Below are 23,459 nucleotides of genomic sequence, written 5' to 3'. Positions count from 1 at the left end.
GCGTACGCACAACGTACACACCACGCTCGACCATGACCAACGACCACTACGACGATCTGCACGAACCAGACGTGCAAACGCCAAGCAGTCTGGCCTCGCTGGCGCCCATGCTCAGCGAGTACACGAGCAGTGAGCACGCGCAGCTACAGAGCAACGTGCACAAGTCCAGCGGCGTTCGGCGCAGCGTCATGTTCACCTCCCTCATGCGCGCGTGCCTGCGAGAGCCGCGCGCCCAGCACGGCGACCAGTCACCCCCAGAACACCACGCCTTGCATGAGGCCCACCGGCTCTACGGCGATCTGGCATGCGCCCTGGTGCGGCTTCACCTGCGGACACACACGCGCGCACTCACGGAAGCGCATGATGGCCAACAGGTCCCGCGCGATGCGCCCAATCCCACCGTCCAGGCCAGCGCCCCGCTCCTGTTGGGCGTGCTCATCTCACCCTACTGGCATGGCGACTACAGCGTGCGCGAGTTCGATCTGCGCGCTCTCCTGAGCCACGCCGGCAACAACCCAAGCGTTGAGCGCACACCTCTTGCCTGGGCCCTGGGATGCGAACTCATGCTGCAGCGCCAGTTGCCCACGATCAGGAAGAAGGGCTATCGCGACACCCACCTCGCGTTCTCGCTTTCGCAGACCAGTGGCCGGCAGGCCCTCACCGTGGTGCTGTCCATGGATGACCAGGGCCACAGCCTGTGCAGCGTGATCGAGGGCGACGGCCAACAGCGCTTCATGCTGGGATCGCTCAGCGCAGCCGAGGTCGCATTGCAGTGCGCGGTATTGCACACCATGGGTCTGCCACCCATCATCAATCGGGGCCTTCGCGCACAAGCCATGCGCGCCATTCAGATCGAGCAACAACAACTGGAGCAAGCCCAGCGGCAAGAGCAGGGTCGGCAAAGCCCCCGGCTGCCGATGCTCCTGGCCGAGTACAGCGCCCACACGCTGGCGCGCACACAGACCGATGCGCAAGTGTTTCGCGCTATGGAGGCGCTGCAGGAAGCGCAGATGAGCACTTTCGCACAGGTCCTGAGCGCCGAGCGCGACAGCGTCATGCAGCCCGCGGCCAATGAGTCGGCTACCGACCCGGGCCTGCGCCGCTGGGTGTTGCGCCAACTCGACCAGGGGCGCGTGGATTCCCCGCGCTGGTGTCACAGCTCATTCCCGCAACTGAGCCAGTCGGACCGATTGAGCGCTGCTGCGCACTAGGGGCACGCCCCGTCGACGCCGCAGCGCGCAGAGGTGGGCCAGGTCACTGGCACAAAACAGCTGTCCACCGCAGACTCACACGCATCAAACCAAGCAGCGCACGCGCTTCACGTCAACAAACCAGAAACGGCGCTCCACGCCACACCGCAAGTTTTGAGCCTCTCGTCGATCTCCCCAACCGCCAAACGCGGCTCCATGCCCAGCACCCGCGAGTGCTTTGAGCTTCATCGCTACCTTCTGCTCGCGCTCATGTCCAGCGAGAGAGCGCGAGCCGGCGCGGCCAAGGCTCATCCGAGCGGCAGCGCCATTCTCCTGCGCGTGGTCTACCCCGTGGCTCATCCCCTGCTGGCTGGCCAGGCGAGGACCGCTCTGCGCTGTGCGCGCGCCATCGACCCGATGGCCATCTTGGCGGCGCCGCACCCGCTGCATCGCCAACTCCTTGCGTGGGCACCGCGCCCGAGCATCGATGATCAACTTGAGCAAGCCGAGAAGGCGCAGATCATCTCCACGCGGGCAGCCATTGACCACGCCAGCGTCGTGCATCTGGCCTTCGCGCCGGGCACACCCAACGAACCCATGTACGTGATGAGCACCAGCGCCCGCGAAGGGACAGGCGACATCGATACCGAGCGCCCCAGTGCCAACGTGAGCATTCACCGCTACGAGCACTCCACCTGGAGCGGCTGCCAACTGCATGGCGGGCTTCATGCCGAGATGCTCGACGCCCTGCGGCGCTCCCACGTCCATGCTGTCAGCGCCCCGAGCGGACAGGGCGCTCGCCTTCTCAGCGATGAGGACCTGAGCGACCTTCACGAATCGCTGCGCGTGCGCGCCCTCGCCCAGCGCGCCAAGGCAATAACCACAGGCGAAATCGGCTCGGAACACCCCTTCGTTCCCTGCCTGAATCTGCAGGCTCTGAACACCATCATCGCCTGCGACCAAGACGTCGAGGCCTTGCCCAGCGCGCGCAGCACCGACGAGATCGAATCGACCTTCGACAGCCTGCTCGTACGAGTGGCGTTGCGAGAGAGCGAGCGCCAGGGTCTCGAAAGTGGCTTTGGCGCCCTCCCCAGTGACCAGGAGACGCCAGCCAATGCAGGCCCGGCGCCCATGTCGCCCATGTCGCCCATCGAAGGCGAGCGCCCCGGCGCCGATCGAATCGTTCACGTCCAGGCTTGACGGCACGGGTTTGCCTTGTAGCTTCAGGACAGACCCGTTTCATAAGCGGTATCCCTCGCCACTCAGGAAAGCCCATGAGCGTTCACCTCCATCTGCCCGCGCCAGACGGCGTACTTGAGTTTGTCGATGAGGACGGCAAAACCAGTGCGCCGGCCTGGACAGAGGCCTCCATCCGGGCTGCATTCGCCCGAGCGACCCAGCCCACAGAGGCCACCCCCGCCGCGCAGGAACAGGGAATGAACCCCGATGAGCGCATCCGGGTCGCCTGCATCCGGCTTGGCGTCACCACTCTCTACGCCGAGGCCAAGAGCTTGCTTGCCCTGGGCATCGGCGAGGAGGGCGATGACGAGGTCTACACGCTCACCTTCAAGACCATTACGCGCGCCGAGTTCGACGCATTGGGGGAGTTCGATGGCTTCTGACACGACCCGGCCGCAGTTGCTCACGCGCACCATGTTCGCGCAGATCCGCGCGCGGTTGGGTCAGCAAGCCGAGGATGACATTGCCTGGGCCGAAGGCCTGGGCGCGCCGCCCAGCGCCGAGCAGTTCGCCCGCGAGGCCATTTTCGTGATCTGCAACAGCGGTATGCGCGCCACGGTCGCACAGGGGATTTTCGAGCGCTGCATGCACGCACTGCGCAGCGCCACCCCTGTGATCGAGGTCTTCGGCCACGTTGGCAAGGCAGCCGCGATCGAACACATCTGGGCGAACCAGGAGGCGCTGCTCAGCGGTTATCTCGCGGCCGCGGACAAGCTGGAGTTCTGCGCCTCGCTGCCCTGGATCGGCCACATCACCAAGTACCACCTGGCCAAGAACCTCGGCGCCGATGTCGCCAAGCCCGATGTGCACCTGCAGCGTCTGGCCGACCTGCAGGGCGTGAGTGCCCAGGCACTGTGCGAGGGGCTCGCGCGCGAGGTCGGCCTTCGCGTGGCCACCGTGGACACCGTTCTCTGGCGGGCCTGCTCCATGGGAGTGCTCAACTCTCACACCGCTGAAATCGCTGCATGAGTGGGGAGGCGAAACCCCTTCCAGAGGCCACTGAGATCCTCGCCCCTGAAACGCACATTGCGCTATCCATCCGGCAGCCCTGGGCGTGGCTCATCGTGCGACCCGATCTCATCGGGACAGAGCGCGCCGCCGCGGTGCACGCCGGCGTGCTCAAGGACATCGAAAACCGCAGCTGGCCAACCCGCTTCCGGGGTCGATTTCTCATCCATGCTGCACAAAGCCTGACGCGCGCCCAGTACAACGCGGCTGCACAGGTCCTGCGCGAGGCCCGGCGCGTGGACTTGACTGAGGCCGATATGCCCCGGATCGAGCTGCCGCCCCTGCAGGAGTTGCAGCGCGGCGGCATCGTCGGACACGCCACGCTGGTGCAGTGCGTGCCGCACAGCGAGCGCCAGTCCCGCTGGCACATGCAGGGCCATCACGGCTTCAAGCTGCAAGATGCCCAGCCGCTGCCGTTTCGCCCCCTGAAGGGTCGCCTGGGCTTCTTCAAGGTTCCCAACGCTTCTGTCGTGCCGAAATGAGCGTCTACGTCGACGACATGCGCGCCAAGTTCGGCCGCCTGGTCATGTGCCACATGCTGGCCGACACCGACGCCGAGTTGCACGCCATGGCGGACCGCATTGGCGTTGCGCGCCGCTGGTGGCAAAGCCCTGAGAAGACCAGCGGCAGTCACTACGACATCGCCCTGAGCAAGCGAGCCTTGGCGGTGCAGTCCGGTGCAATCGAGATCACCTGGCGCCAGGCCAGCGCCATGAACGCGCGCCGGCGCGTCTGCGGCGAGCTGGGTCCACCCGAGACCGCCCTGGCCTGGCTGATCGAGCACCGCGAGAAACAACGCAGAGCGAACGCGCTGCAGACAGGCCCGGCCGACCCACCCGCGCCATGCGCCAGCGCGCCCTTGACGAACGCACTTGTCCCTGTAGCTTGAAATCCACCACGTCAACCGATCGCAATCACATGAACCTCACCACCAACACCAAAGCTCTTCTCCTTGCAGCCGCTGCCTGCCTGTGCGCCAGCGCCGCCATGGCCACCTCGCCCAAGCCTCCCAAGTGCACGAAAGGCGAAGTCGGCGGCATCGTCAAGGCGGTCAAGACGGTGGGCAACAAGACCGTCATGACCTTCGTCGGCAGCACCATGAAGATCACCATCCCCAGCGAGCGCCCCGAGGCCAAGGCGCTGGCCAAGGTCAAGCCCGGCACGCTGCACTGCGAGATCGACGACACCGACCTCTGATCACGTTTGGCGCCGATCGCGCCCGCTTGCCCGATGCACCTTCCCCCCTTGAGCGTTGGCCACACGGCCGCAGACCTTCGTCGCGTGAGCCTGGAGCAAGCGCGCGGATCGACGCCGGCGGTCATGGTGCGTAACCAGACGGGTGAGCACGCCCTTCAGGCGCACCTGATTCCTGCCCACACCAACGGCAAGGATGGCGTCGCACTGTGCGGCGCCCGCCCACTGGGGGTCTTCACCAACTGGCAGCGAACCGAGCAGGCCGCACTTGCATGCAAACGCTGCGAGGCCATCCGCGCGGCCGTCATCCTCCATTCGAACGAATCCCTCACACAATGAGCGCGAAGACACACACCATCACGACGAAGAACGGATCCACCATCGAGCTCAGCGTGCTCGAAGGCACGGTGATCTCGGCAGGCTCACATACCAAATGGACCACGCACCATGAAAGCGCGACCGTGGTCGGCAAGACGGTCGTGCCGGGCCAGGTTTACAACGTGGCGCACAACGTGCAAGACATCTGGCTCACCCTCCCCGATGGCAAGGAACAGAAGATGCCGTTCGCCTCGGCATTGGTCGCTTCGCGAGAGGGGCATGGCCTTGTCCTGCTGCACGCCCGCGACAAGGACGGGAAGTCGCGTTGCATCGCTGGGTGGAACCGAACGACCGGCGAGATTCGCGAGAGCGCGGACGCAGCTGAATACCTCTACTACGGCGTCGATGCAAAGCGACCCAAGTCCTGGTTCGGGTTCTGGGCGATGTTCGCCATCGGGATGTTCATGACCCTGCTCTACACCTCTAGTGCGCGGTCAAGCGTCGTCGCGCTCGAATGGATCCTCGGCGGGCTCCTGTCGTTGCTTGGCTCCGCTGTACTTTCCGTCCTCTACACCTCCTTCGTCACGAAGGAGCAGGGCGCCAGCGCAGCCGCCGCGGCGGACGAATTCTTGCAAGAGCTCAAGTCCAAGGAAGGTACAGCACGGGCCTGAGCCAGGGCGCTTCAACTGGGCGCAACGCGGCTATTGGCACAGCGCGCGCGTGAAACCGATGCGCTAGCCTGAGCGACGCCAGCGAAGACAATGGCCAGGCGCTGAGTGACGAATCAGCTTTGGGGAACCGTCAGAGGCCCGCCAGTCCCATTGGGTCGGCGGGCCTCTTGCATGGGGTCGATGATGGCGGCGCGCCTTGCGTGCTACGGCTTGGAGCCGAGCAGGCCTAGCAGTGTCTGGCGCCTTTGTTCTTCCAGCCGTTTCCAGCCGGTGCTCGTTCCACGCCAAACGTCCCCCGTCTCCAAGTCAACGGCGAGCCACTTTGCAGGGCATTTCGTGTCCAGCTTCAATTCCTGGGGTACCGCGAGTTCCGCGACTGTCGACCCATCAATGAGCGTCCTGTCATGTCCGACCTTCGCCCAATGCTGATGGCCCTCGCGACGAATCTTGCCTGCGGCCGCCGCCTCCCGTAGAACACGGTCGCTTATCGCGTCAGCCCTCTCCCGGCTTCTGGGAGAGGTCATCGGATAGATCCGCTCCGACAGATCAGAGCGGCGAAAGCGCTTCTCGCCGAAAGCCTCGACGACTTGACGTAGCGCGTGTCGGTGCTTCTCGGTGATGACGAGTGTGTTTGTTGCCATTGGCCTGATGTTGGTGGGTTGTATGGGCGATGCGGCATGAACGCGCTTGCATCGAGTCTACGGGCGCTCGCAGAAACATCAAGCCGCGCGATGCCGTGGCGCGCCGTGAGCCACATCGCTTGCGCACGCGGCGCCAGCGCAGAACAATGGCCAGGCACTGACCCCTGAGTCAATCGCGTCGGCGCCTGCCGACATTGACCCCAACCCCCCCCCCGGGAAACCACTTCCCGGCCGGGAGGATGGTTTTCCCGTTCCCCTTGTGGAGCCAATCGTGAAAACCACCCCCAACTACCCCGTGCAGATCGTCGACGGCTTGGGCCTCAACCTCGAGCAGCGCCTGTACGTCATCGCCAACGCCGGCGGCGGCTTCAGCTGCTTCGGCTTCGACAACTGCTTTGCGGAGGCCCGGCACCTCGCCAGCCTCATGCATCTGCCCGAGCCCGACGCCGCGTTGATCGGCACCCGCGAGTGCTACGCGCTGCACCGCTCGCTCATCGCGGACTATGCCAAGCACCCCGCGTCCAAGAAGACCTGGTACCGCCCCGGCACGCCGGCCAAGGTCGCCAAGATCCTGGAAGCGGCACGCGCGAGCTACGAGGACTTCCGCGAGCAAGGCACGATGCTGCGGCTGTTCTATGGCTGCACCGAAACCGGCCGCGACTATTGCGAGCAGTTCAGCACCGTGGGCTTTGTCTCCCGCAGCATGGGCCCGATGCGCGTGCCTCTGCTCATCGAGCCGTTGCTGGACGATGAACGCAACATCACGACCGGCTCGTTCGGCGATGCGATCAACACCGCCGGCATAGTGCGCATTGTCGACGTGCGCCGTGCCCAGGAGGTCTATCGCGCCAACAACTACGTGCTGCCGCAGTTTCACCTCGGCGAGGCCAGCGGCAGCGTCAAGCCCGCGCGCGTGGCCGTGCTGCGCACCGACCAGGCTGAGCCCGCCGTGCAGGCCTACTTCGACACCGATGAGCAGGCCGCCCAGTGGATCGCCTTCATGCAGGGCTTTCGCGTGCATCAAGAGTTCCGCACGGCGCGCGAGGCGCGTGAGGAGATGGCACCGGTGAATTGACCTTGGAGGGACTGCAGGCCAACCCCTAAGACCTAGCTACCCCATTGAAAAGCCCCCCCGCTGAGAGATCAGCAGGGGGGCTTTTTCTTTCTGAGTAGCTCCACTGGAGCCTCCGCCTTGACGCAGGCCCGTGCCCATGTACCTTAAGTGAACACCGACCTCCCAAATCAACCCATAGAGATCAGGATGAGTTTCTACGTCTACCGACCCACCGCACGCACGTTTCTGGCCGACGACGAGAAGGCTTGGACCGATTGCCTGTTCAGTGCTGCGTGCTTCACCTCGCGGGAGTTGGCCGAGCAGATTGCCCAACGCCAACTTGGCCCAGGCCACGACGCATACGTGCTCGATGATGGCGTAGACGACTGAACCATGAGCCGCGGTATAGGCACCCACCTATTACAGTGCGGACGGCGCGCGGTGATGTGAGGCTCAAAACACCCGGTCGTGTTCGCTCATCTGCCGCGCGATCTCATCGCGCTCCTGGGGGTCCACCTGCGCATCATCGGCGAACTCGACCCATCGGCTGACAGCGCCGCGAACTGCCTCCACCGCAGCGTCCAGGTCAGCGAGCAGACCGAAACGATCTGCAACTACCCGCACATCGGCGAGAGTGATGCGGTCGAACTTGCCGTTGATGGACATCTGGTGCTGGCTCACCCAGACGCTGTCGACGCGGTAGGCATGCGTGATGTCGTACGCCGGGGCAAGCTCCCACTGCCCCCCCTCTCGCAGCAGGAAAGAGAAGTTCTTGGTGTGATCGTCGTTGTTGACTGCCAGCACGTTGAAAATCATTCGGCGCAGCAGTTGCGCCATGGCCTTGCGATTTAGCTTGAGCGCCTGGGCGGTTTGCAGCAGCTGGTTGTAGCTGTGTGTGCCGACCTGCTTGTAGTCCAGGTGTGCCATGGCGCACAGGGTCTGCATGTGCAGCCGCTCATTGCCCTCTCGGTCGAATCGCTTGGTCATGAAGTGAGCGCGGCCGTTTTCACGCAGCAGACGGCAAGGCGACATGTCGATGTCTGCGGCCTGAGCCATCAGGTAGTAGGCGAACTCGATGCGGCCGTAGCTCTTGGACGGACCAAGCTCGTTGTCCACGCCCATCCCGTCGAACTTGAGCAGCCACGCCTCAAAGCCGTCTGGGATATCGAACTGGCCGGTGCGAACCTCCTCTGTGGTCGGGTTCCAGGCGATGGTCGCCTTCGCGCGCGCGCCACCCGCAGAGGTGCCTACCTGGATGATCTGCTTGAGGGCGGTGATGGCGTGGTCGTCACCATCGAAGTCACCCTGCACCGCCTTTCGGGCCGACTCGACCAGCTTGCCCATCTCGATCGCCGTGGACTTGCTCGCGGGCGGGCCACGCAGGGGCCCGAAGGTGAGGGCGCCCATTCCGCGCTTTCCCATGTAGGCCAGGCGATCGAGCGCGCTCACCATGCCCTTGCTCAAGCCTCGCTCGGCCATCCAGGCATCGATGAGGGCATTGCCGAAGTCATCGGGCAGCGCATCGGCCAGCATCGCCGGCAAGCGCTTGTATGTCGCCTCGGGGAGATCCGTGAACAGGAAGGACTCGCTGGCTTGAGTAAGCGGCATTTGCAGCGGCGCCAACTCTATGCCTCGCTTGACCCAGGAGGGGTCGTACTTGAATGCGTAGTAGTTCTTCGTGGGCTCCAGCGCAACCGCGCCAACCAGCTTTCCCCAGGCGCGAACCTCGACCGCCCGCACGGGGCTATAGGCGCTCTTGCGCGTGGGTTTGGATTTCGGTTTGGTAGAGGCCATGGGTTTCAGCTCTTGCGGTTGACGCCGTGGGACTTGCTCGCTCGTTGGCGCTGAGCGCCTTGACGCAGCATGTCCAGCGGGTTGATGGTCACGGGCGGCTTGAGAGTGGCCAGCCAATCAGCTCGGCCCAGGACCCTGAGCACCGAAACGAATGAGCCCAACGTCGCGCCCTCGCCAAGTTCCAGGCGACGCACCACATTGATTGAAACGCCGGCGTCCTTGGCCACGTCCTCCAGCGTGAGGTTCATGCGCAGCCGCTGCGAACGCAGTTGCTCCCCCAGTTCGAGCAGGAGTTCCTCGGTAGTATGAGTTGACTGCATAACAATCCGATAACGACAATTTAACCGCGCATCACGCGAATAATTATTCGAAATCGAATTATAAACAGCAACAAGCATCACACGATCACCATCACCAAAACTATCCAAAAACAGACAACAATCGACGGAACGAGGCTACAACTAGCCAATATCGGATATTTATGGAACATCAGACCGAGCCGATGGGCGAATACCCCTCGACAACACCGCGCCTGGACCCACAAATCACGGGCAACGTGGGCCTGTACTACTGCTGCTATCGCCTCTCGCTGATGGGCTGGAACGTCATGCCGACAGCGCGCAACGCCCGCGGCGTGGACGTGATCGCCTACGACCAAGTCGCCAGCCGCATGATCAGCATCCAGGTGAAGGCGCTCAGCGCCCGAGCAGCCGTGCCGTTGGGCACCTCGCTGGACAAGGTGATGGGCCAGTACTGGGTGATCCTCAACCGGGTGGCCACCGCGCCTACTGCCTTCATCCTGGAGCCGGCTGAGGTCAAGGCGCTGGCCAAGTGCAACGTCAAGGATGGCAAATCGACCTACTGGCTCGATCCGCCCAAGTACGAGCGCGACGAGTTTCGCGAGGCCTGGCAGCGCATCGGGCAGGCCTCGCCCGCGCCAGGGCTGTAGCACGCCCCCAGGCGCACTACCGCCCAAAGTCGCCGCACATTCGGCTCAGCCGTTACCGCAGGTCATCGAACAGGGGTTCGATGAAGCCCCGACAGTGGGGCTCACACGTGCACTGGCGAGCCACCTGCTCGAGGATGTCTCGCCCAAAAGTCTTGCCCGTGTTCTTTTTGCACCAGGCGCAGTCGTCCCCATCATTCGCAGCGCGCCACTTGAACTCGCGTGCGCCGTACTTCAGCGACTTCTGCACGGTCTCTATGCGGCTCAGACGAAGCCTCGCGCCAATTGCTGGTTCGCTGAAAGCAGTCTTGGGGTCGCTCAGCTTCAAGCCCTCGCTGGACAGTACATCCACCATGCCCTGAGTGATGAGCATCCGAGGGTTCAGGCCCAGCGCCTTTTTCTGCTCGGGACTGAGCTTCGCCCCCGAGCGGATCAGCGACTCGCCCTTGATCCACGAACGGATCACGCGCTCGCGCGCCTCGGGTTTGAAGTACCGGCAGCGATCAAACTCTTCCCGCAGCAAGGCCTCAAGGGCGGCATCTGGCACCGGCGAAGGAGCCGAGCCCGACGCGGATGAAGTGGCCTTGGCAGGGGCGGCGCCCCCCAGAACAAGGCGAACGAGGCGAAACAACGAATGCAGCATCGCGCGATCGTAGCGCCCTGGCGTTCAGCGTGCCCGACCAGGCCGCGCGCAAGAACACGCTCGGCGCACCCACGGAAAGCAGTGGTGGGCCAGGTCACTTGAGCCACAAAAGCCCTACTCATAGGATCTGCACAAAACTGGCACCAAGCCAAGTGCAGCCGCTCCTCACCGAAGGCGCAGCGCTGACCGACAACAATTCCTTCAACCCGAGCGGGCCAGATCCCGTGCGGGGTGTGGTCCCTCCATTCACATGGAGATCCACAAAGTGAATCCACCAGCCAAGAACCTGCCCATGTTGCAGGTCAACGCACATCTGCAGGACCAGCTGGTCATGCGCGTGGGCATCCCGCACAGGAGCGGCACGCTGGCCGCGCACGCCTTCAATCAGGAATACCCGGTGATGGTCTCTGCCAACGCCTTCTGGTCGAAACAGCAGCAGGCATTCCGGTTTCCCGAAGCCACCGACCTCAGCGAGACCGACTTCGCCATGGACAGCGCCGGCTTCGTCGCCATGAAGATGTGGAAAAACCACGGCCGACAGCCAGGCCTGGGTGGCATCTTCCCCTGGACGTACGCGCAATACATCGAGTTCGCCACCAAGTCGGGAGCCTCCTGGTGGAGCCAACCTGATTGCTGCGTCGAGCCCGAGATCGCCAAAAGCGAGGAGGAGATCGACTTTCGCATCCGTGCCACGGCCACCTTCCTTGAGGGCGTGCTGCGCATCCTCTACGAGTGGCAGAACGAGCTTGCCAAGACCTCCAGCGAGCGCGTGGTTGCCAACATGCTGCCGCCGCCAGTCCCAGTCATCCAGGGCTGGAGCGTGCAGCACTACGTGCGCAGTCTGGAACTGATGCATCAAGTCTGGTCGCGCTGGCAACCCTGGTTGGCACCGCCCGCCCTCATCGGCGTCGGCTCAGTGTGTCGCAGGCCCCTGAAGCACCCCACACACGGCCTGTATGCGATCCTCGATCGCCTAAAAGGTCAGCTTCCGACCGGCAGCCGCTTACACCTCTTCGGGGTCAAGGGTGAGGCGTTGAGCGAACTGGGTGACCAGAGATGGGTCGCGTCGGCGGACTCGATGGCCTACGACTTTGGCGCGCGCCTGAAGGCTCACCACGCCGGCGTCTCCAACTCCATGCTGCACCGCTGCAGTGAGATGGACCGCTGGATGAGCGCTGCCATGCAGCGCATCGAGAGCAGGGTTGCAAACCAGCCCGGCATGCAGCTTGCGGCATGAGGCTCAAAACAACGCCAACGCAAGGAAAGGGCGACCCACAACGGTCGCCCTTTTTTTGTGGGCCCGGCAAATGGGTAGCTGAGCCACATCACTTGCAGCAAGGCGGCGCGCTGCCTACCATCGACGACGAACTGGCACCATGCCATTTGCAGCAACCGCCGGAGACGGCGTCGCGCTGACAGACACCAACTCATTCAACCCAAGCGGGGCCAGATCCCGCGCGGGGTGTGGCCCATTCACATGGAGTTCCACACAATGAACCAACCCAAGACCACGAAATCCGGCTTGGCCGGCAGCGTGATCAGCTTTCCCGAGCGAGGCCCGTGGGGCGACAGCAAGTGGCGCGGCAACGCCTCTGGCCACGTCTACCGATTCCTTTTCGAGCAGCTGCGCCCGCAGGTGTTTGTCGATCCCATGGTCGGCAGCGGCACCAGCGTCGAGGTTGCGCGTGAGATGGGCATCGAGGCATATGGCCTGGACCTGCACCAAGGCTTCAATGCCGTCTCGATGGACATCCTCTGCCACGTGGGCAAACACGCGGACTTGTGCATTTCACATGCGCCCTACGGCGGCATGATCAAGTACACCGGCCCCGGCGGCATGTGGGGAAACGAGCCAGACCCCGGCGATCTCAGCCACTGCGCTGACGATGCCGAGTTCCACGAGAAGATGCAGATGGTGTTGCTCAACCAGCGCCGCGCCACGCGCCCCGGTGGCTACTACGGCACGCTCATCGGCGACTGGCGACGCAACGGCGTCTACACCTCCTATCAGGCCGAGATGATCGCGCGCATGCCAGCCAACGAACTGGCCGCCGTCATCATCAAGACCCAGCACAACTGCGTGTCCGACGCCAAGAGCTACGGCACGATGAAGCTGCCGCGAATCCTGCATGAGTACTTGCTGATCTGGGAAAAGCGCAGCGTCTCGGCCGTTGTGCTGCTCTCCACCATGGTCAAGGAACAGGCCGCCCGCGTGAGCGGCACCTGGAAGAACATTGTCCGCTGTGTCCTGCAAGGGCTGGGCGGGCGAGCCACCCTGGACAGGCTGTATGCGGCCATCGCCGCGGCAGCGCCCGAACGGCTCGCCACGAACCCGCACTGGCGCGACAAGGTGCGACAGACCCTGCAGCTGCACACGGACCTCTTTCGCAATGAGGCGCGTGGGTTGTGGGCTATCGCCTGAGCCGCAGGCATCGCAGATCAACCCCAACTGCCCGGGACCCGGGCCACTGCACGGAGCCCCTGACCAACCTGGTCGGGGGCTTCTTTTTTTTCCTGAGCCTCAAACGGAGACGAGGGCTGCGGCTACTGCGGCGGCCCGGTCGTGACGCCGTTCGCAGTAGAACCTCAGCACGGCCTTCCTCCCTGACACCACGATGTCCTCGCTGAACGGCCTTGATGCGCGCTCTGCGGTGGCGCACTTTCTGGGGGGTCGAGCCCGCGCAATCGCTGCAGTGCTGGTGGTCCAGATCGCTGGCGCGCCTGCCGCCGACCACTCAGAATCATCGTCACCACGGCACTTGTGCCATGTCGGCGAGACGCTCAGGCCTCCTCGCCAGTGACCCTACCGGTTACCCCCAGCCCCTGCAGGTGGACCTCCCCCGGCAGGGGACAGGTGCATCTGCGGTTCAACCTCACTGCCTCGAAAGAGGCGTTTTCAAGGAAACCAAGATGCATCTGACGACCACCGAGCCCTTGACGGTCATCAACCTCGTCTCGCGCAAAGCCTACAGCCTGCTGCCGGTTCGCCTGGCATGCAGCGCACCGAGCAAGCACCCCGACATCTGGCGCAAGTTCATGAAGCTCGGCGGGCGCGTGCTGCCGATCTCCAAGGACGATACCGAGCGAGTGCGTATCTACTTGCGCCACCACGGCACCGAGGCCGTCACCGCTGACGGCGCCATTGCCTTCACCCTGAACGGGGACTTTCTGGCTGAGTGCGTTCCCGAGGCCTGTGGCCAGCAAGAAGACGTCGCCGTCGACCTCACCTGAACGCTCCTGACACCAAGAGCACGAAACCCATTCCAACCATGACCATCAACCAAGACACCCGAATCCAGCGCCGACTGCTTGTCACCTTCGTGCCGCAGGCCTGGATCAACGACATGGCGATCCCCATCGGCAAGCCCGAGCTCAAGGATGCGACCGCGCACCTCCTGCAACTCTCCCTGGCCGAGATTCACGGACTCAAGGACAAAGACGCGAGCAGCGACGAGTTCGTGGATGCCATCGCCTGGGCTCACTACGGCCCATACGAGGTCCAGGCCGTCGAAGCGGTGAAGTACTACTTCGCCGTGCAGGATCTGCGTGAGATCACGCAGGAAATGCTCGATGAAGCTCGCCTCGGACTGCTGAGCGCGCAAGCGCAGGTGCAGCACCAAACGCATCCCGAGTCCGCTTTGGAGCACTGGATCGTCACCTATGGTGAGGGCGCCCTGATGTTCTCCTGCCAAGCAGAGGGAATCGTGCACGCCATCGAGCAGTGCGAGAACGCCTACCCAGGTGAAACCGTGCTCGGCGCCTTCCTGGTGCCGACCTCCAGCGACCACGCCAACGCAATGGCCGCGAACCTCCAGCGCGCTAACAACGCGATCACAGCCGGCGAACTCACGCCGGTCTGATACCGATAGCAAAGCACCTTGCACCAGCCCCGCGGCCTCACAGCCCGGGGCTTTTTCTATGGATCGCCACAGCAGCTGGCCCCACCTAGAATGGGGAGGTGTTCACCGAAACGAAGGCATGAGGCAATGACGTCGTTCGCAGAATCCATGAAGCGCGAAATCGCGCGAGTCGCGCGCAAAGAGACCAAGGGCGAGATCTCCGCGCTGCGCAAGGCGAGCGCCTCGCACCGCAGCGACATCGCCGCCCTAAAGAAGCTCGTCAAGGCGCAGGACACGCTCTTGCGCCAGATCGTTCGGTTGGTCAACCGCGCCAACGACGCCAACAGCACCGCCCCCAAACAGCCCACACAAAGTCCGACGCGCGCGAAGCGCGCTGCAGCGGGAAAGTTTGACCACCAAGCCTTCGTCGCCCATCGACGCCGGCTGGGCCTCACCCAGGCACAGATGGCCAAGCTGGTGGGCGTCTCCTCGCTGTCGATCTACAAGTGGGAGACCGGCAGTGTGCAGCCGCGCCAGGCCCAGCGACAGAGCATCCAGGAGGCCCTCAAGCTGGGCAAGCGCCAGGCGCTTGCCATCGCCAAGGGCTGAGCGCACGAAGCGCCGCGCCAAGTCCGCCTTCGAGGCTGATCGGGCTCGTTGCGCCGGAAGACTGTGTGCGAACTGGTCCCAAACTGGGGGCCAGTATGAATGCAGAAACCCAAGCCCTCGTCCCGGTGGCCATCGTGCCGGTCTACGGAGTCATCCGCCTGACCAATCGCCCTCCCCAGGATCATCTGCTCACCGAGCACGAGCTGAGCCTTCGACGCGACACCTATCAGCTCAACAGCGAAGAATTGCTGGCGGTACTGGCCGGCGCCAAAGCGCAGTCCCTGCTGCAGCGCTGGCGCGAAGGGGCGAGCGATGCGCAAACCTGGGTTGAAATCGACCGGTTGCTACGCGAACAGGATCTAGACCTGATCACGCTCAAGTACGAGCGTCAACAGCGCATGCGGGTCTTCGAGAAGCAGCGCGAGGCGGTCAGCGCTTGCGCGGCCGCCGTCATCGCCGAGATCGACGGCAGGGCAATGGTCGGTATGCTGCGCCAGTGCGAGCGCTCGCAAGAAGACCAGATGCCGGCCAGCGTGAAGACCTACAAATGGGCCTACGAGATCGCGGCCAAGGCTCGCGAGGAGCTCGCTCACGGCTTTGACCCGGCCTGGGACTTCGAACTCGGCGCCGCCGTCTTTGGCGACGAGCTCGACCTGGAGCTGTGCTACATGCTGGCGCAGTTGCGCCAACGCGCGCACACCGAGACCAACTCACAAACCGAGCACCGACCCGAACAGCAGCCAGAGCACGCCACGGCCTGAGACCGCACCGCGCTCAACTAGCCCGCCGGCGCAACAGGTCGGTCGTCTTGATCGCCGGGCGATGAGCCAGCCTGACTACCATCCAATGGCAGGGTGAAGTAAAGCGCACAGCCCGTCTTGGGCGAGCTGTCGGCCCAGATCCGGCCGTTGTGCCGCTGAACGATGCGCTGCGCGATGGCCAGCCCCGTGCCGTCCCCGGGGAAGTCGATCGAATGGTGCTGGCGGGCGAACATCAGGAAGAGGTTGTTCGCCTTGCTCACGTCGAAGCCCACGCCGTTGTCGACCACGAAGAACTGCCCACGGCCATCGCCATCAGGACTCCAGCCGATCTGCACCTCTGCCGGACGCGCGCGGGCGCTGAACTTCACAGCATTGTCGATCACGCTGTTCACCAGCTGGCCGAGCATCATCGGGTCGCCCAACACCGCTGGCAGATCTTCTTGCACGATGAAACTCACATCAACGCCGGGGTGATCGCGGCGCGCGCGCTCGATGGCGCTGTGCACAAGCGTGGTCATTGCGAGCGGGACCGGGTGCAGGTCGATGCGCCCAAGTCGGGCGTAGCTCAGCAACGACTCGACCATGTTGTCCAGGCGGCGTGTGGCCGCGCGCAGACCTTCTCGGTAGCGCGCAAGTTCCGCGTGAGCTTCCAAGCCGGCAGCGTTCTCGAGAATCAGGCCCGCAAAGGTGTTGATGTGCCGCAGCGGCGCGCGCAGATCATGCGTGATGTGGTGGGTGAACACGTCCAGGTCGTGGTTGGGCACCAGGTACTGGCGCACACGCTCGGACACGCGCCGCTCAAGCTCGGCGTTGAGGTCGTTCATGACCCGGTCCAGATCGCGGGCAACGGTCATGTCGCGGCTGATGCACGACAGGCCTTCGACCGTGCCGTCTTCGCCACGCAAGGCCGTCAACAGGGTGTGCCCCCAGAACGCCTCGCCCGAGGCGCGCCGGCGCCAGCCATGCACTTCCCACTGGCCACGTTCGCGGGCCAGGCGCACGGCGTCATTGCTGGAGAGTTCGTCTACCTCGCCGGGCAAGGCCACCTGCAGCACGCTCAGGGGCATGCCCACGATCTGCCCAGCCGTGAAACCATGCAAGCGATGCGCGCTCTCGCTCCAATCGCTGATCTTGCCTTGAGTGTCGACAAAGAAGATGCAAGAGTCCTGCAGCGCATCGGCCATCAGGTGAAAGCGCCGCTCGGCCTTGATGAGGGCTTCATCGGCCTGCGCACCGCTGGAGTCGGAAACACCAGGAACCGCAGAAACGTCCGCGGCCACCGGCTCAAGGCTCAAGCAGGCGCCAGCCAGCGCCCCTGCTGGCGTTTGCAACGCGCCCACCGTGGCTCGCACATGCACCGGCACGCGCGGGTTGCCCAGCAGCACCAGCTCCAGCACCGGCGAGGCCTCGCCCAACAGCGCCCGCTCGATGCGCATGCGCAAGGCTTCTGCGCTGGCCTCATCACGTACACCCAGCACTACCAAGGGGTCCGAACCCTCACCCAGGCCGCCACCTGATTGGCCGCAGAGTTCCCGCAGCGCGCGGTTGATCGCCACCACCTCGCCCTGGGCGTCCAGCAGCAAGGCAGCGTAGGGAGCGGAGTCGAAGAAAAGGCTTTGCATCTCGGCAGAAGGCGCATCTGCAGCAGAAAGCAAAGACACGGGATCAGTACTCAAGTGGGCCGAATCAGACGACATGTGCGAAACGTCACGGGGCAAGGCAGGCGAGGGCCATGGAACAAGGCGCCAGGCGGGCAGCGCTAGCCCAGATTATCAGCAGCGCGCACCGATTCTGTCTCGTAGCCGACATGGGGCAGGGGCATGGCTGGGCGCAGCAGGGGTCGAGGTGGTCAACGTGGCGCGACAAACCCGGGCCGCCTCGATAGGATCGACGCGTTTTGGCATCACGCCAACACGCAGCTATCTGGCTGCCGGCATCCATCAGCCCATCCTGGGCACCCCACCCGACCGGGAACACAGCCCCGAGCGGGCAGAGGTGTTTCCGGTCCTTCCACCATCCAAGGATCTCAATGGAAACGACCACCACCCCAGAATCGCAAACCGTTCGCGCCAGCGTGAACCATCGCGAGTTCTTCAAATCGATGCGCCACCTCTTTGCATCCAGCTTCTCCGTCATGGGCGAGCTGGTGCAGAACGGCCGGCGCGCACAGGCAACGCGCATCGGGATCACCTGCGATGCCAGCGCGCGAACCATCACCGTCAGCGATGACGGCATCGGCATTCAGGACTTCGATACCCTGTTGGACCTGGCCACCAGTGGCTGGCAGAGCAGCGAGGTGCAACTGAGCGAGCGCCCGTTCGGAATGGGATTCTTCTCCTGCGCCTTCGCGGCCGAGACGGTCAACGTGTACTCCAAGGGCAAGTTCCTGCAGATCCGCCAAGAAGATGTGATCGAGCAGCGAACCCTGATGGTGCGGGAACAGACCGCCCAGCAGCGCGAAGCCATGGCCGGCTGGAGCACCCGCATCGAGCTCCTCGGTGTCAACAACGATGTGCTCGGCAGCGCAAAGGACCCGGAACGCCTGCAGCATGAGTTCCGCAACCGTCTCGAACGTCTGGTACGCGCTTTCGCGCTGCCGGTGACGCTCAACGACGATGCCTTGAAGCAGGACCACGCACTGCACGCGCTCGAGGAGCAGGCCACGCTCAGCGAGGTCGGCCATGTCCACGTGCCCGCCCTGAACCATCAGGATGACACCGTCATCGACCTCGTGCCTCCGCGATCGAGCAACGTGCAGATGTACCTTCAGGGGTTGCCCATCGGGACCTCGCAGGCCCATATGTATGGCACGCTGCAAAGCGCGTACATCGTGCATCTGGATTCGGCGCAGTTCGTGGCGCGAATGCCTGACCGTTCGCATCTGTTCGATGAACAAAAGCAGGTTGCTCGTATCGAGGCGGCAATCGAGCAGATCGTGCGAGATCGCATCGCGCGCCTGAAGGAAAGGCTGTCGCCGCAACAGTTCGTGCTCGCCGCCTGGCGTGCTGCGCACGACTTCAACGTGGCCCACCTCTTTAACGATGTCCCGTTCATACCAAGGGACAAGACGAACTACGTCGACAACGTCGCGATCAACACCGACTACACCGACGTGCTCGTCATCCCGTGGACCCAGCTACACAACCCGGAACAAAGCCTCATCAGCTACGAGGACGTGAAGTCCGGGCGGGTGAAGATCTGGCGTGACGCACCCAGCTGCGTAAGCGATGAACCATGGGCAGCTGTGGCGCTCAAGGTCATGCAGGCCAAGGACATTGTGACGGTTCATCACAGCCTCAGCAATGATCACTGGGCCAACCGCATCACTCCGTCGTTCAACGACCTGATCTGGGAGGTGCGAGTCGAACAGCCTGGCACCAAGTTCGTGGGCTACTGCTGGGAATCCAACAACGCGCGGGTTCGACAAGCGGCGTGGGCCGATGTCATCGTGACTTCGCAGGTCGACCCCACCTTTCGCGAGGTGCACCGCATCGAGAACAACTGGCTGCTTGTGCCAGACGATGAAACGCTGGAGTCCCAAAAGGAACCCGCCAGCTTCGACATCAACTACGACTGCTGGCTCCTCGGCGACGAGAACCAGGCGCACGACCATCCGGTCAACTGCCTGGCAACCTTCACCGACGACAGCGGCCGACATGTCGAGGAGTACGAGGACGACGCCAAGCAGGACTGGGACATCAAGGTCTCGGTGCTGCGCGACAGTCACCTCAGTGCCACCGTGACACGCCTCATCACCGATGATCACCCGTACATCGGCCCGCACAACCTGGAGCAGATCGCGCTCACGCGAGTGACGCAGATCAGCATCGGCCAAGGCGATGACAAACGCTACGGCTCACCGCGACTGGAGGTGAGGGCGCTGGACGAGGAGTTGCTGCAGGAGATCTGCACGCATCTGAAGCGTAGCACCGGCGTGGAGCTCACCCTGGAGCAGTTGGGCAACGCCATCTGGCACGCGGCGCGACCGGGCGAGATGCATGGCGGCCCCTTCGATGGGGCCTTCCGCAAGTCGGGCGCGATCGTCATGCCCGAGCAGACTGAAAATCAAGGCGACAACTGATCGTCCAACCCACTACCCCCTGGCGCGCCGCGCTGGGGGGTTTTTCTTTGGTGCTTCCAGGTTCGCGAGCAGCGCGCGCACCGCACCCCGGGGCAAGGCCCACCTCGCGGCCTGCGCGTCGGGCATGATCCGTCCGCGCAGCCGCAACTCAAGACGCATAGGAGTCAATCATGGGCCTCCTCTCAATCTTCCAATCCAAGGACCCGGCCAAGGTGGCTGGCCAGCTCGCGCGCGAGGCGCTCACCATGGACATCACGCCGGAGGAGGCACAGTGGATCGAAAAGCTGGGCGTGGAGCTTGCCAGGTTCATTGCTGAGCGCAACGCCCTTCGCGTCGGCATGACGGAGGCGGGGGTGTTTCGAGTTACGGGCGACAGCCCACGCGCGTCTTCGCCGGCCTACAAGCTCATGCTGGCGCTCTCGGCGGAGTTCGAGCAGTACTTCGCATCCATGCCGGGTGTCGAGCCGAGCGAAGGGCGCGCGATGTATCACCGCTTCAGCCGGCGCTACATCCTGCGTATGCCAGACGAGGTGGCTGGCATCTTCCACTACAACCTGTTGCACCCGGAGAACTGGAACAACGACGAGGACGTGAGAACGCCACCGTCAGAGCTACCTGACGACTTCGTGGAGTTTGTCCGGCTGCTGATGAGATCGCCGATGAAGAAGGCCTTGGAACGGGCACAGGAAATCGACGTGTAGTCGCCGTGCGTGAGTGCAAAGGCCGCTTGAAAACAGCGGGTTGTCCGGTAAGTTTGTCCGCATGCAGCTCGACCTCTTTGCCGCGGTACTCGATGAGTACCTTCACGCCGGAAACCTCCCCAACGAGGCGCTTTATGGCAGCCTCTGCGCCCGCGGCGCTGTCCGCCCAGGCGCTTTCCAACAGCGCGTGCCGATCGGCGCCAGCGGCGAACAGCACAGCCTGGCCAAGCGCCGGGTGCGTTGGATCCAGCAGACGATGCGAGCCATGGGCCTTATCGAGCGCATTCCCGAGCAGCGCGGCGTCTGGCGTGCCACCGCGAAAGCCAAGGCCGAGCTCACCCCAGCGCAGCCCAAAGTGGTGATCCTGGGCTTTCACACCGAACTGGGTATCGGGATCTGGGGCAACGCGGCCGACGTCATCAGCCGCATCGACCAGCCCGTCAGCCTGTTCCTGACCTCGCCGCCATACCCGCTGCGCCAGCCGCGCGCCTACGGCAATCCCGGCCTGAGCGAGTACGTCGACTTCATCACGGCGACGCTTGAGCCCATCATGCGCACGATCGCCCCTGGCGGGGTGGTTGCGCTCAACGTGACGAACGACATCTTCGTGGAGGGCTCCCCAGAGCGCTCGACCTACCGCGAAGAACTGGTCCTGGCCATCAAGCGCCGCTGCGGACTGGCGCTTATGGACACTCTCATCTGGCACAACCCCAGCAAGCCCCCGGGGCCCATCCAATGGGCGAGCAAGCAGCGCATGCAGCTGGGCGTGGCCTACGAGCAGGTGCTGTACTTCACGAACGACCCGCACCAGTGCAAGGCCGACAACCGCCGTGTGCTGCAGCCCCACAGCGAAGCTCAGCGCCGTCTCATCGAGCGCGGGGGAGAGAAGCGCCACGCGATCAACGCCGATGGCGCCTACCGACTCAGGCCAGGAAGCTATGGCAACGCCACGGCCGGCAGCATCCAGCGCAACGTGCTCAACATCTCGCACAACTGCCCATCGCAGCGCGCGCTGCGTTCGAGAACGGACGCGCTGGGCCTGCCTCGGCATGGTGCGGTCATGCCGCTGAAGCTGGCCCGGCTGCTAGTGGAGTTCTTCTGCCCACCGGGCGAGCTTGTTGTCGACCCGTTTGCGGGATCGTTCACCACCGCACGAGCCGCAGAGGACAGCGGCCGGCGCTGGATCTGTGGCGACAAGCACCTTGAGTATGTGCTGCTGGGCAAGCACCGGATGGAAAGCGCGCCATCCTGAAGCCGTCAAAAAAAACCCGGACGAAAGCCGGGTTGGGAAGCCTTTTTGCTGTCACACATCAAGGCGCCCGCTCAGGGAGGTGAAGCGGGGAAGCTTTTCAGCTTCGGCGCAAATCATAACGGAACGATCACGAACTGCGACCGCACTGAGGGGCTGCGCATGCCCTGAGATGGTGAGCCAACTCGCTTGCCAGGCCTATTGGGCCCGAGGAAACTCACCAGTGCTCGTCACCTTGACGATCGCGCCGGCGTGTTCTCGCGCGGCGCATTCACCCAACCCATACGGGGCTCCAACGCCCCTGAGGGCGCGGGGGCTCCATCTACCAGGAACCCCCAATGAAGAACCACATGACGCTCCTGGCACGCCTGGAGCGGATCTCCCCCATCCTGGCGCTGCGCACGCTTTTCGCGTGGGAAGCGCCCGTGCTGGAGGACGAAAGCGGGCTCACAGTCGCTGAGCCGGAGGACGGCGCGCGCGAACTTCGCGACGCCCAGGACCGCGCCTTGCTCAGCGCGCGCACCGTGGGAGACGACATCCAGATCGTCTCCCATGAGGCCTTGCTGGAGCAGCCCGATCACGACCTCAACCTGAGCCTGCAGGCACTGGGCTTCGCCAAGAACCCACTGCGCATGAGCGCGGAGCAGTTCCACGACCGAGTGCTTGGCATCGACGCCGCATGGTGTCTGCTGCAGCGCTTCAAGGACGCGGGAGCGCAAGATCCGCAAGAGGTGACCACACGCATGCTGCAGATCGCTTCCGAGTGGAACGCGCTGCGCATCGACTGCTTTGAAGGGCGCACCAGTACCAGCAAGGTCGCCCGGGTCGAGGAACTGCGCGAGCTACTCGCGCACCCGCAATGGAAAACAGCGGGCGTGGAGAAAGTCACGCTCAACGAAGATCCGCGAGGCTCTGCGCTGTCGCTCAAGTTCGCCAACCGCACCTGGGAAACCGAGGTGCCTGCGGTGAGCATGAACTGGCAGGTGGCGCAGCCCATCGCGCAGGCCAAGCCCAAGGCGCGCGACAAGAACAGCGTGCGCGGTACCGGCGCGCCCTCCAAGGCCATATTGCTGCCGCGCGCGACCAAGATTCGAGCCGAGGTCCTGGCAGTGCTGCAAGCCGTACAGATCACAGGCAGCGAGGTTCGAATCATCGAGCGCTTGTCACCGAAGCTCTACAAGGCCGTCAACGACGTGCTCACGGAGTTGGGGGGCAAATGGTCCACATCGCGCCAGGTGCATGTCTTCGAGGCGTGCCCGCAGGAGGCGATCGGTGCGGCGATCACGAACGGCGAACTGCTCACGGCCAAGGACTACGAGTTCTTCCCCACGCCAGACGAACTCGTCGCAGAGCTTGTCTTGCTCGCCGGCGTGTCGCCAGGCATGCGCGTACTCGGGGTCCATTTGATTTCAGTGCAGAAAGTGACGGTTCGTGCCTCCCCGCAGAGCGAGGATTGGCGCGGGGTCTGCTCCAGGGGCGAGCGTAAGTGCTTGTCACGCTTTGAGTTTCTGTTGGTCTCCT

26 protein-coding genes are annotated in these 23,459 nt (G+C 63.9%); 22 read left to right on the top strand and 4 right to left on the bottom strand.

The genetic code is table 11. From position 1 onward, the window contains the following. The first annotated feature begins 32 nt into the window (after positions 1 to 32). From BHU06_RS20990 to BHU06_RS20945, 11 genes are all read left to right on the top strand, one after another. Positions 33 to 1,211, top strand: a complete 1,179-nt coding sequence (locus BHU06_RS20990; RefSeq protein WP_070401179.1) for a hypothetical protein — start codon at positions 33 to 35, stop codon at positions 1,209 to 1,211. 195 nt (positions 1,212 to 1,406) lie between these two features. Next, positions 1,407 to 2,390, top strand: a complete 984-nt coding sequence (locus BHU06_RS20985; RefSeq protein ID WP_070401178.1) for a hypothetical protein — start codon at positions 1,407 to 1,409, stop codon at positions 2,388 to 2,390. 74 nt (positions 2,391 to 2,464) lie between these two features. Further along, complete coding sequence (locus BHU06_RS20980; RefSeq protein WP_070401177.1) at positions 2,465 to 2,812, top strand: hypothetical protein; 348 nt, start codon at positions 2,465 to 2,467, stop codon at positions 2,810 to 2,812. Positions 2,813 to 2,843: 31 nt separating this feature from the next. Next, positions 2,844 to 3,398, top strand: a complete 555-nt coding sequence (locus BHU06_RS20975; protein WP_139147159.1) for a hypothetical protein — start codon at positions 2,844 to 2,846, stop codon at positions 3,396 to 3,398. Then, positions 3,395 to 3,919: an ASCH domain-containing protein gene (locus tag BHU06_RS20970; protein WP_254668213.1), complete on the top strand. Its 525-nt coding sequence runs from the start codon at positions 3,395 to 3,397 to the stop codon at positions 3,917 to 3,919. The genes BHU06_RS20975 and BHU06_RS20970 overlap by 4 nt, the downstream gene beginning before the upstream one ends. Continuing rightward, a complete protein-coding gene (locus BHU06_RS20965) occupies positions 3,916 to 4,326 on the top strand; it encodes a DUF4031 domain-containing protein (protein WP_083293365.1) in 411 nt (136 codons plus the stop codon). The genes BHU06_RS20970 and BHU06_RS20965 overlap by 4 nt, the downstream gene beginning before the upstream one ends. A gap of 29 nt (positions 4,327 to 4,355) precedes the next feature. Next, positions 4,356 to 4,634 carry a hypothetical protein gene (locus tag BHU06_RS20960; RefSeq protein ID WP_070401175.1) on the top strand — a complete coding sequence of 93 codons (279 nt, stop codon included), beginning with the start codon at positions 4,356 to 4,358 and terminating at the stop codon, positions 4,632 to 4,634. 84 nt (positions 4,635 to 4,718) lie between these two features. Beyond that, a complete protein-coding gene (locus tag BHU06_RS22685; RefSeq protein WP_139147158.1) occupies positions 4,719 to 4,970 on the top strand; it encodes a hypothetical protein in 252 nt (83 codons plus the stop codon). Further along, positions 4,967 to 5,620, top strand: a complete 654-nt coding sequence (locus tag BHU06_RS20955) for a hypothetical protein (RefSeq protein WP_070401174.1) — start codon at positions 4,967 to 4,969, stop codon at positions 5,618 to 5,620. Before BHU06_RS22685 ends, BHU06_RS20955 begins: the two co-directional genes overlap by 4 nt. Positions 5,621 to 6,532: 912 nt before the next feature. Further along, complete coding sequence (locus BHU06_RS20950; protein ID WP_070401173.1) at positions 6,533 to 7,336, top strand: hypothetical protein; 804 nt, start codon at positions 6,533 to 6,535, stop codon at positions 7,334 to 7,336. A gap of 147 nt (positions 7,337 to 7,483) precedes the next feature. Further along, positions 7,484 to 7,705: a hypothetical protein gene (locus tag BHU06_RS20945; protein WP_139147156.1), complete on the top strand. Its 222-nt coding sequence runs from the start codon at positions 7,484 to 7,486 to the stop codon at positions 7,703 to 7,705. Positions 7,706 to 7,768: 63 nt separating this feature from the next. On the opposite strand, the gene BHU06_RS20940 is transcribed toward BHU06_RS20945, so the two are convergent. Next, on the bottom strand, positions 7,769 to 9,109 hold the full coding sequence (locus BHU06_RS20940; RefSeq protein WP_070401171.1) for a type II toxin-antitoxin system HipA family toxin: 1,341 nt from the start codon (positions 9,107 to 9,109) through the stop codon (positions 7,769 to 7,771). A gap of 5 nt (positions 9,110 to 9,114) precedes the next feature. Next, on the bottom strand, positions 9,115 to 9,507 hold the full coding sequence (locus tag BHU06_RS20935) for a helix-turn-helix transcriptional regulator (protein WP_139147155.1): 393 nt from the start codon (positions 9,505 to 9,507) through the stop codon (positions 9,115 to 9,117). Positions 9,508 to 9,590: 83 nt separating this feature from the next. Between BHU06_RS20935 and BHU06_RS20930 the strand changes: the two genes are divergently transcribed. Beyond that, positions 9,591 to 10,058 (top strand): hypothetical protein, encoded by a 468-nt coding sequence (locus BHU06_RS20930; protein ID WP_217494365.1) that lies wholly within the window; start codon positions 9,591 to 9,593, stop codon positions 10,056 to 10,058. 52 nt (positions 10,059 to 10,110) lie between these two features. Here the strand turns inward: BHU06_RS20930 and BHU06_RS20925 are convergent, their stop codons facing one another. Then, positions 10,111 to 10,698 carry a hypothetical protein gene (locus BHU06_RS20925; RefSeq protein ID WP_070401169.1) on the bottom strand — a complete coding sequence of 196 codons (588 nt, stop codon included), beginning with the start codon at positions 10,696 to 10,698 and terminating at the stop codon, positions 10,111 to 10,113. 292 nt (positions 10,699 to 10,990) lie between these two features. On the opposite strand from BHU06_RS20925, the gene BHU06_RS20920 reads away from it, so the two are divergent. The 6 genes from BHU06_RS20920 to BHU06_RS20895 all read left to right on the top strand — a co-directional run bounded on the left by BHU06_RS20920 (position 10,991) and on the right by BHU06_RS20895 (position 15,907). Then, positions 10,991 to 11,935 carry a hypothetical protein gene (locus BHU06_RS20920; RefSeq protein ID WP_254668212.1) on the top strand — a complete coding sequence of 315 codons (945 nt, stop codon included), beginning with the start codon at positions 10,991 to 10,993 and terminating at the stop codon, positions 11,933 to 11,935. A 255-nt stretch (positions 11,936 to 12,190) separates the two neighbouring features. After that, on the top strand, positions 12,191 to 13,120 hold the full coding sequence (locus BHU06_RS20915; protein ID WP_070401167.1) for a hypothetical protein: 930 nt from the start codon (positions 12,191 to 12,193) through the stop codon (positions 13,118 to 13,120). Positions 13,121 to 13,608: 488 nt separating this feature from the next. Next, the gene (locus BHU06_RS20910; protein ID WP_070401166.1) at positions 13,609 to 13,929 is read left to right on the top strand and encodes a hypothetical protein; all 321 of its coding nucleotides are present in this window, start codon (positions 13,609 to 13,611) and stop codon (positions 13,927 to 13,929) included. A gap of 38 nt (positions 13,930 to 13,967) precedes the next feature. After that, positions 13,968 to 14,558 (top strand): hypothetical protein, encoded by a 591-nt coding sequence (locus BHU06_RS20905; RefSeq protein WP_070401165.1) that lies wholly within the window; start codon positions 13,968 to 13,970, stop codon positions 14,556 to 14,558. A gap of 147 nt (positions 14,559 to 14,705) precedes the next feature. Further along, positions 14,706 to 15,146, top strand: coding sequence for a DNA-binding transcriptional regulator (locus tag BHU06_RS20900; RefSeq protein ID WP_175442900.1), 441 nt, complete (start codon positions 14,706 to 14,708; stop codon positions 15,144 to 15,146). A 95-nt stretch (positions 15,147 to 15,241) separates the two neighbouring features. Next, complete coding sequence (locus tag BHU06_RS20895; RefSeq protein WP_139147153.1) at positions 15,242 to 15,907, top strand: hypothetical protein; 666 nt, start codon at positions 15,242 to 15,244, stop codon at positions 15,905 to 15,907. A 17-nt stretch (positions 15,908 to 15,924) separates the two neighbouring features. Here BHU06_RS20895 and BHU06_RS20890 read toward each other — a convergent pair whose 3' ends face one another. Next, positions 15,925 to 17,568 (bottom strand): ATP-binding protein, encoded by a 1,644-nt coding sequence (locus BHU06_RS20890; RefSeq protein ID WP_175442899.1) that lies wholly within the window; start codon positions 17,566 to 17,568, stop codon positions 15,925 to 15,927. Positions 17,569 to 17,936: 368 nt separating this feature from the next. Between BHU06_RS20890 and BHU06_RS20885 the strand changes: the two genes are divergently transcribed. The 4 genes from BHU06_RS20885 to BHU06_RS20870 all read left to right on the top strand — a co-directional run. Further along, positions 17,937 to 19,988, top strand: coding sequence for an ATP-binding protein (locus tag BHU06_RS20885; RefSeq protein ID WP_070401161.1), 2,052 nt, complete (start codon positions 17,937 to 17,939; stop codon positions 19,986 to 19,988). A 170-nt stretch (positions 19,989 to 20,158) separates the two neighbouring features. Continuing rightward, positions 20,159 to 20,689: a hypothetical protein gene (locus BHU06_RS20880; RefSeq protein WP_070401160.1), complete on the top strand. Its 531-nt coding sequence runs from the start codon at positions 20,159 to 20,161 to the stop codon at positions 20,687 to 20,689. Positions 20,690 to 20,750: 61 nt separating this feature from the next. Then, entirely contained in the window at positions 20,751 to 21,941 is a 1,191-nt protein-coding gene (locus tag BHU06_RS20875; RefSeq protein WP_070401159.1) for a site-specific DNA-methyltransferase, read from the top strand. Between the two features lie 335 nt (positions 21,942 to 22,276). After that, positions 22,277 to 23,459 (top strand): hypothetical protein (locus BHU06_RS20870; protein ID WP_083293363.1); only part of this gene is annotated, 1,183 nt, incomplete at its 3' end.

The organism is Hydrogenophaga sp. PML113, from assembly GCF_001777155.1.
Lineage (GTDB): Bacteria > Pseudomonadota > Gammaproteobacteria > Burkholderiales > Burkholderiaceae_C > Hydrogenophaga > Hydrogenophaga borbori.
The sequence above is the reverse complement of the archived record's forward strand: the minus strand, read 5'-3'. Positions and strand labels throughout refer to the sequence as shown.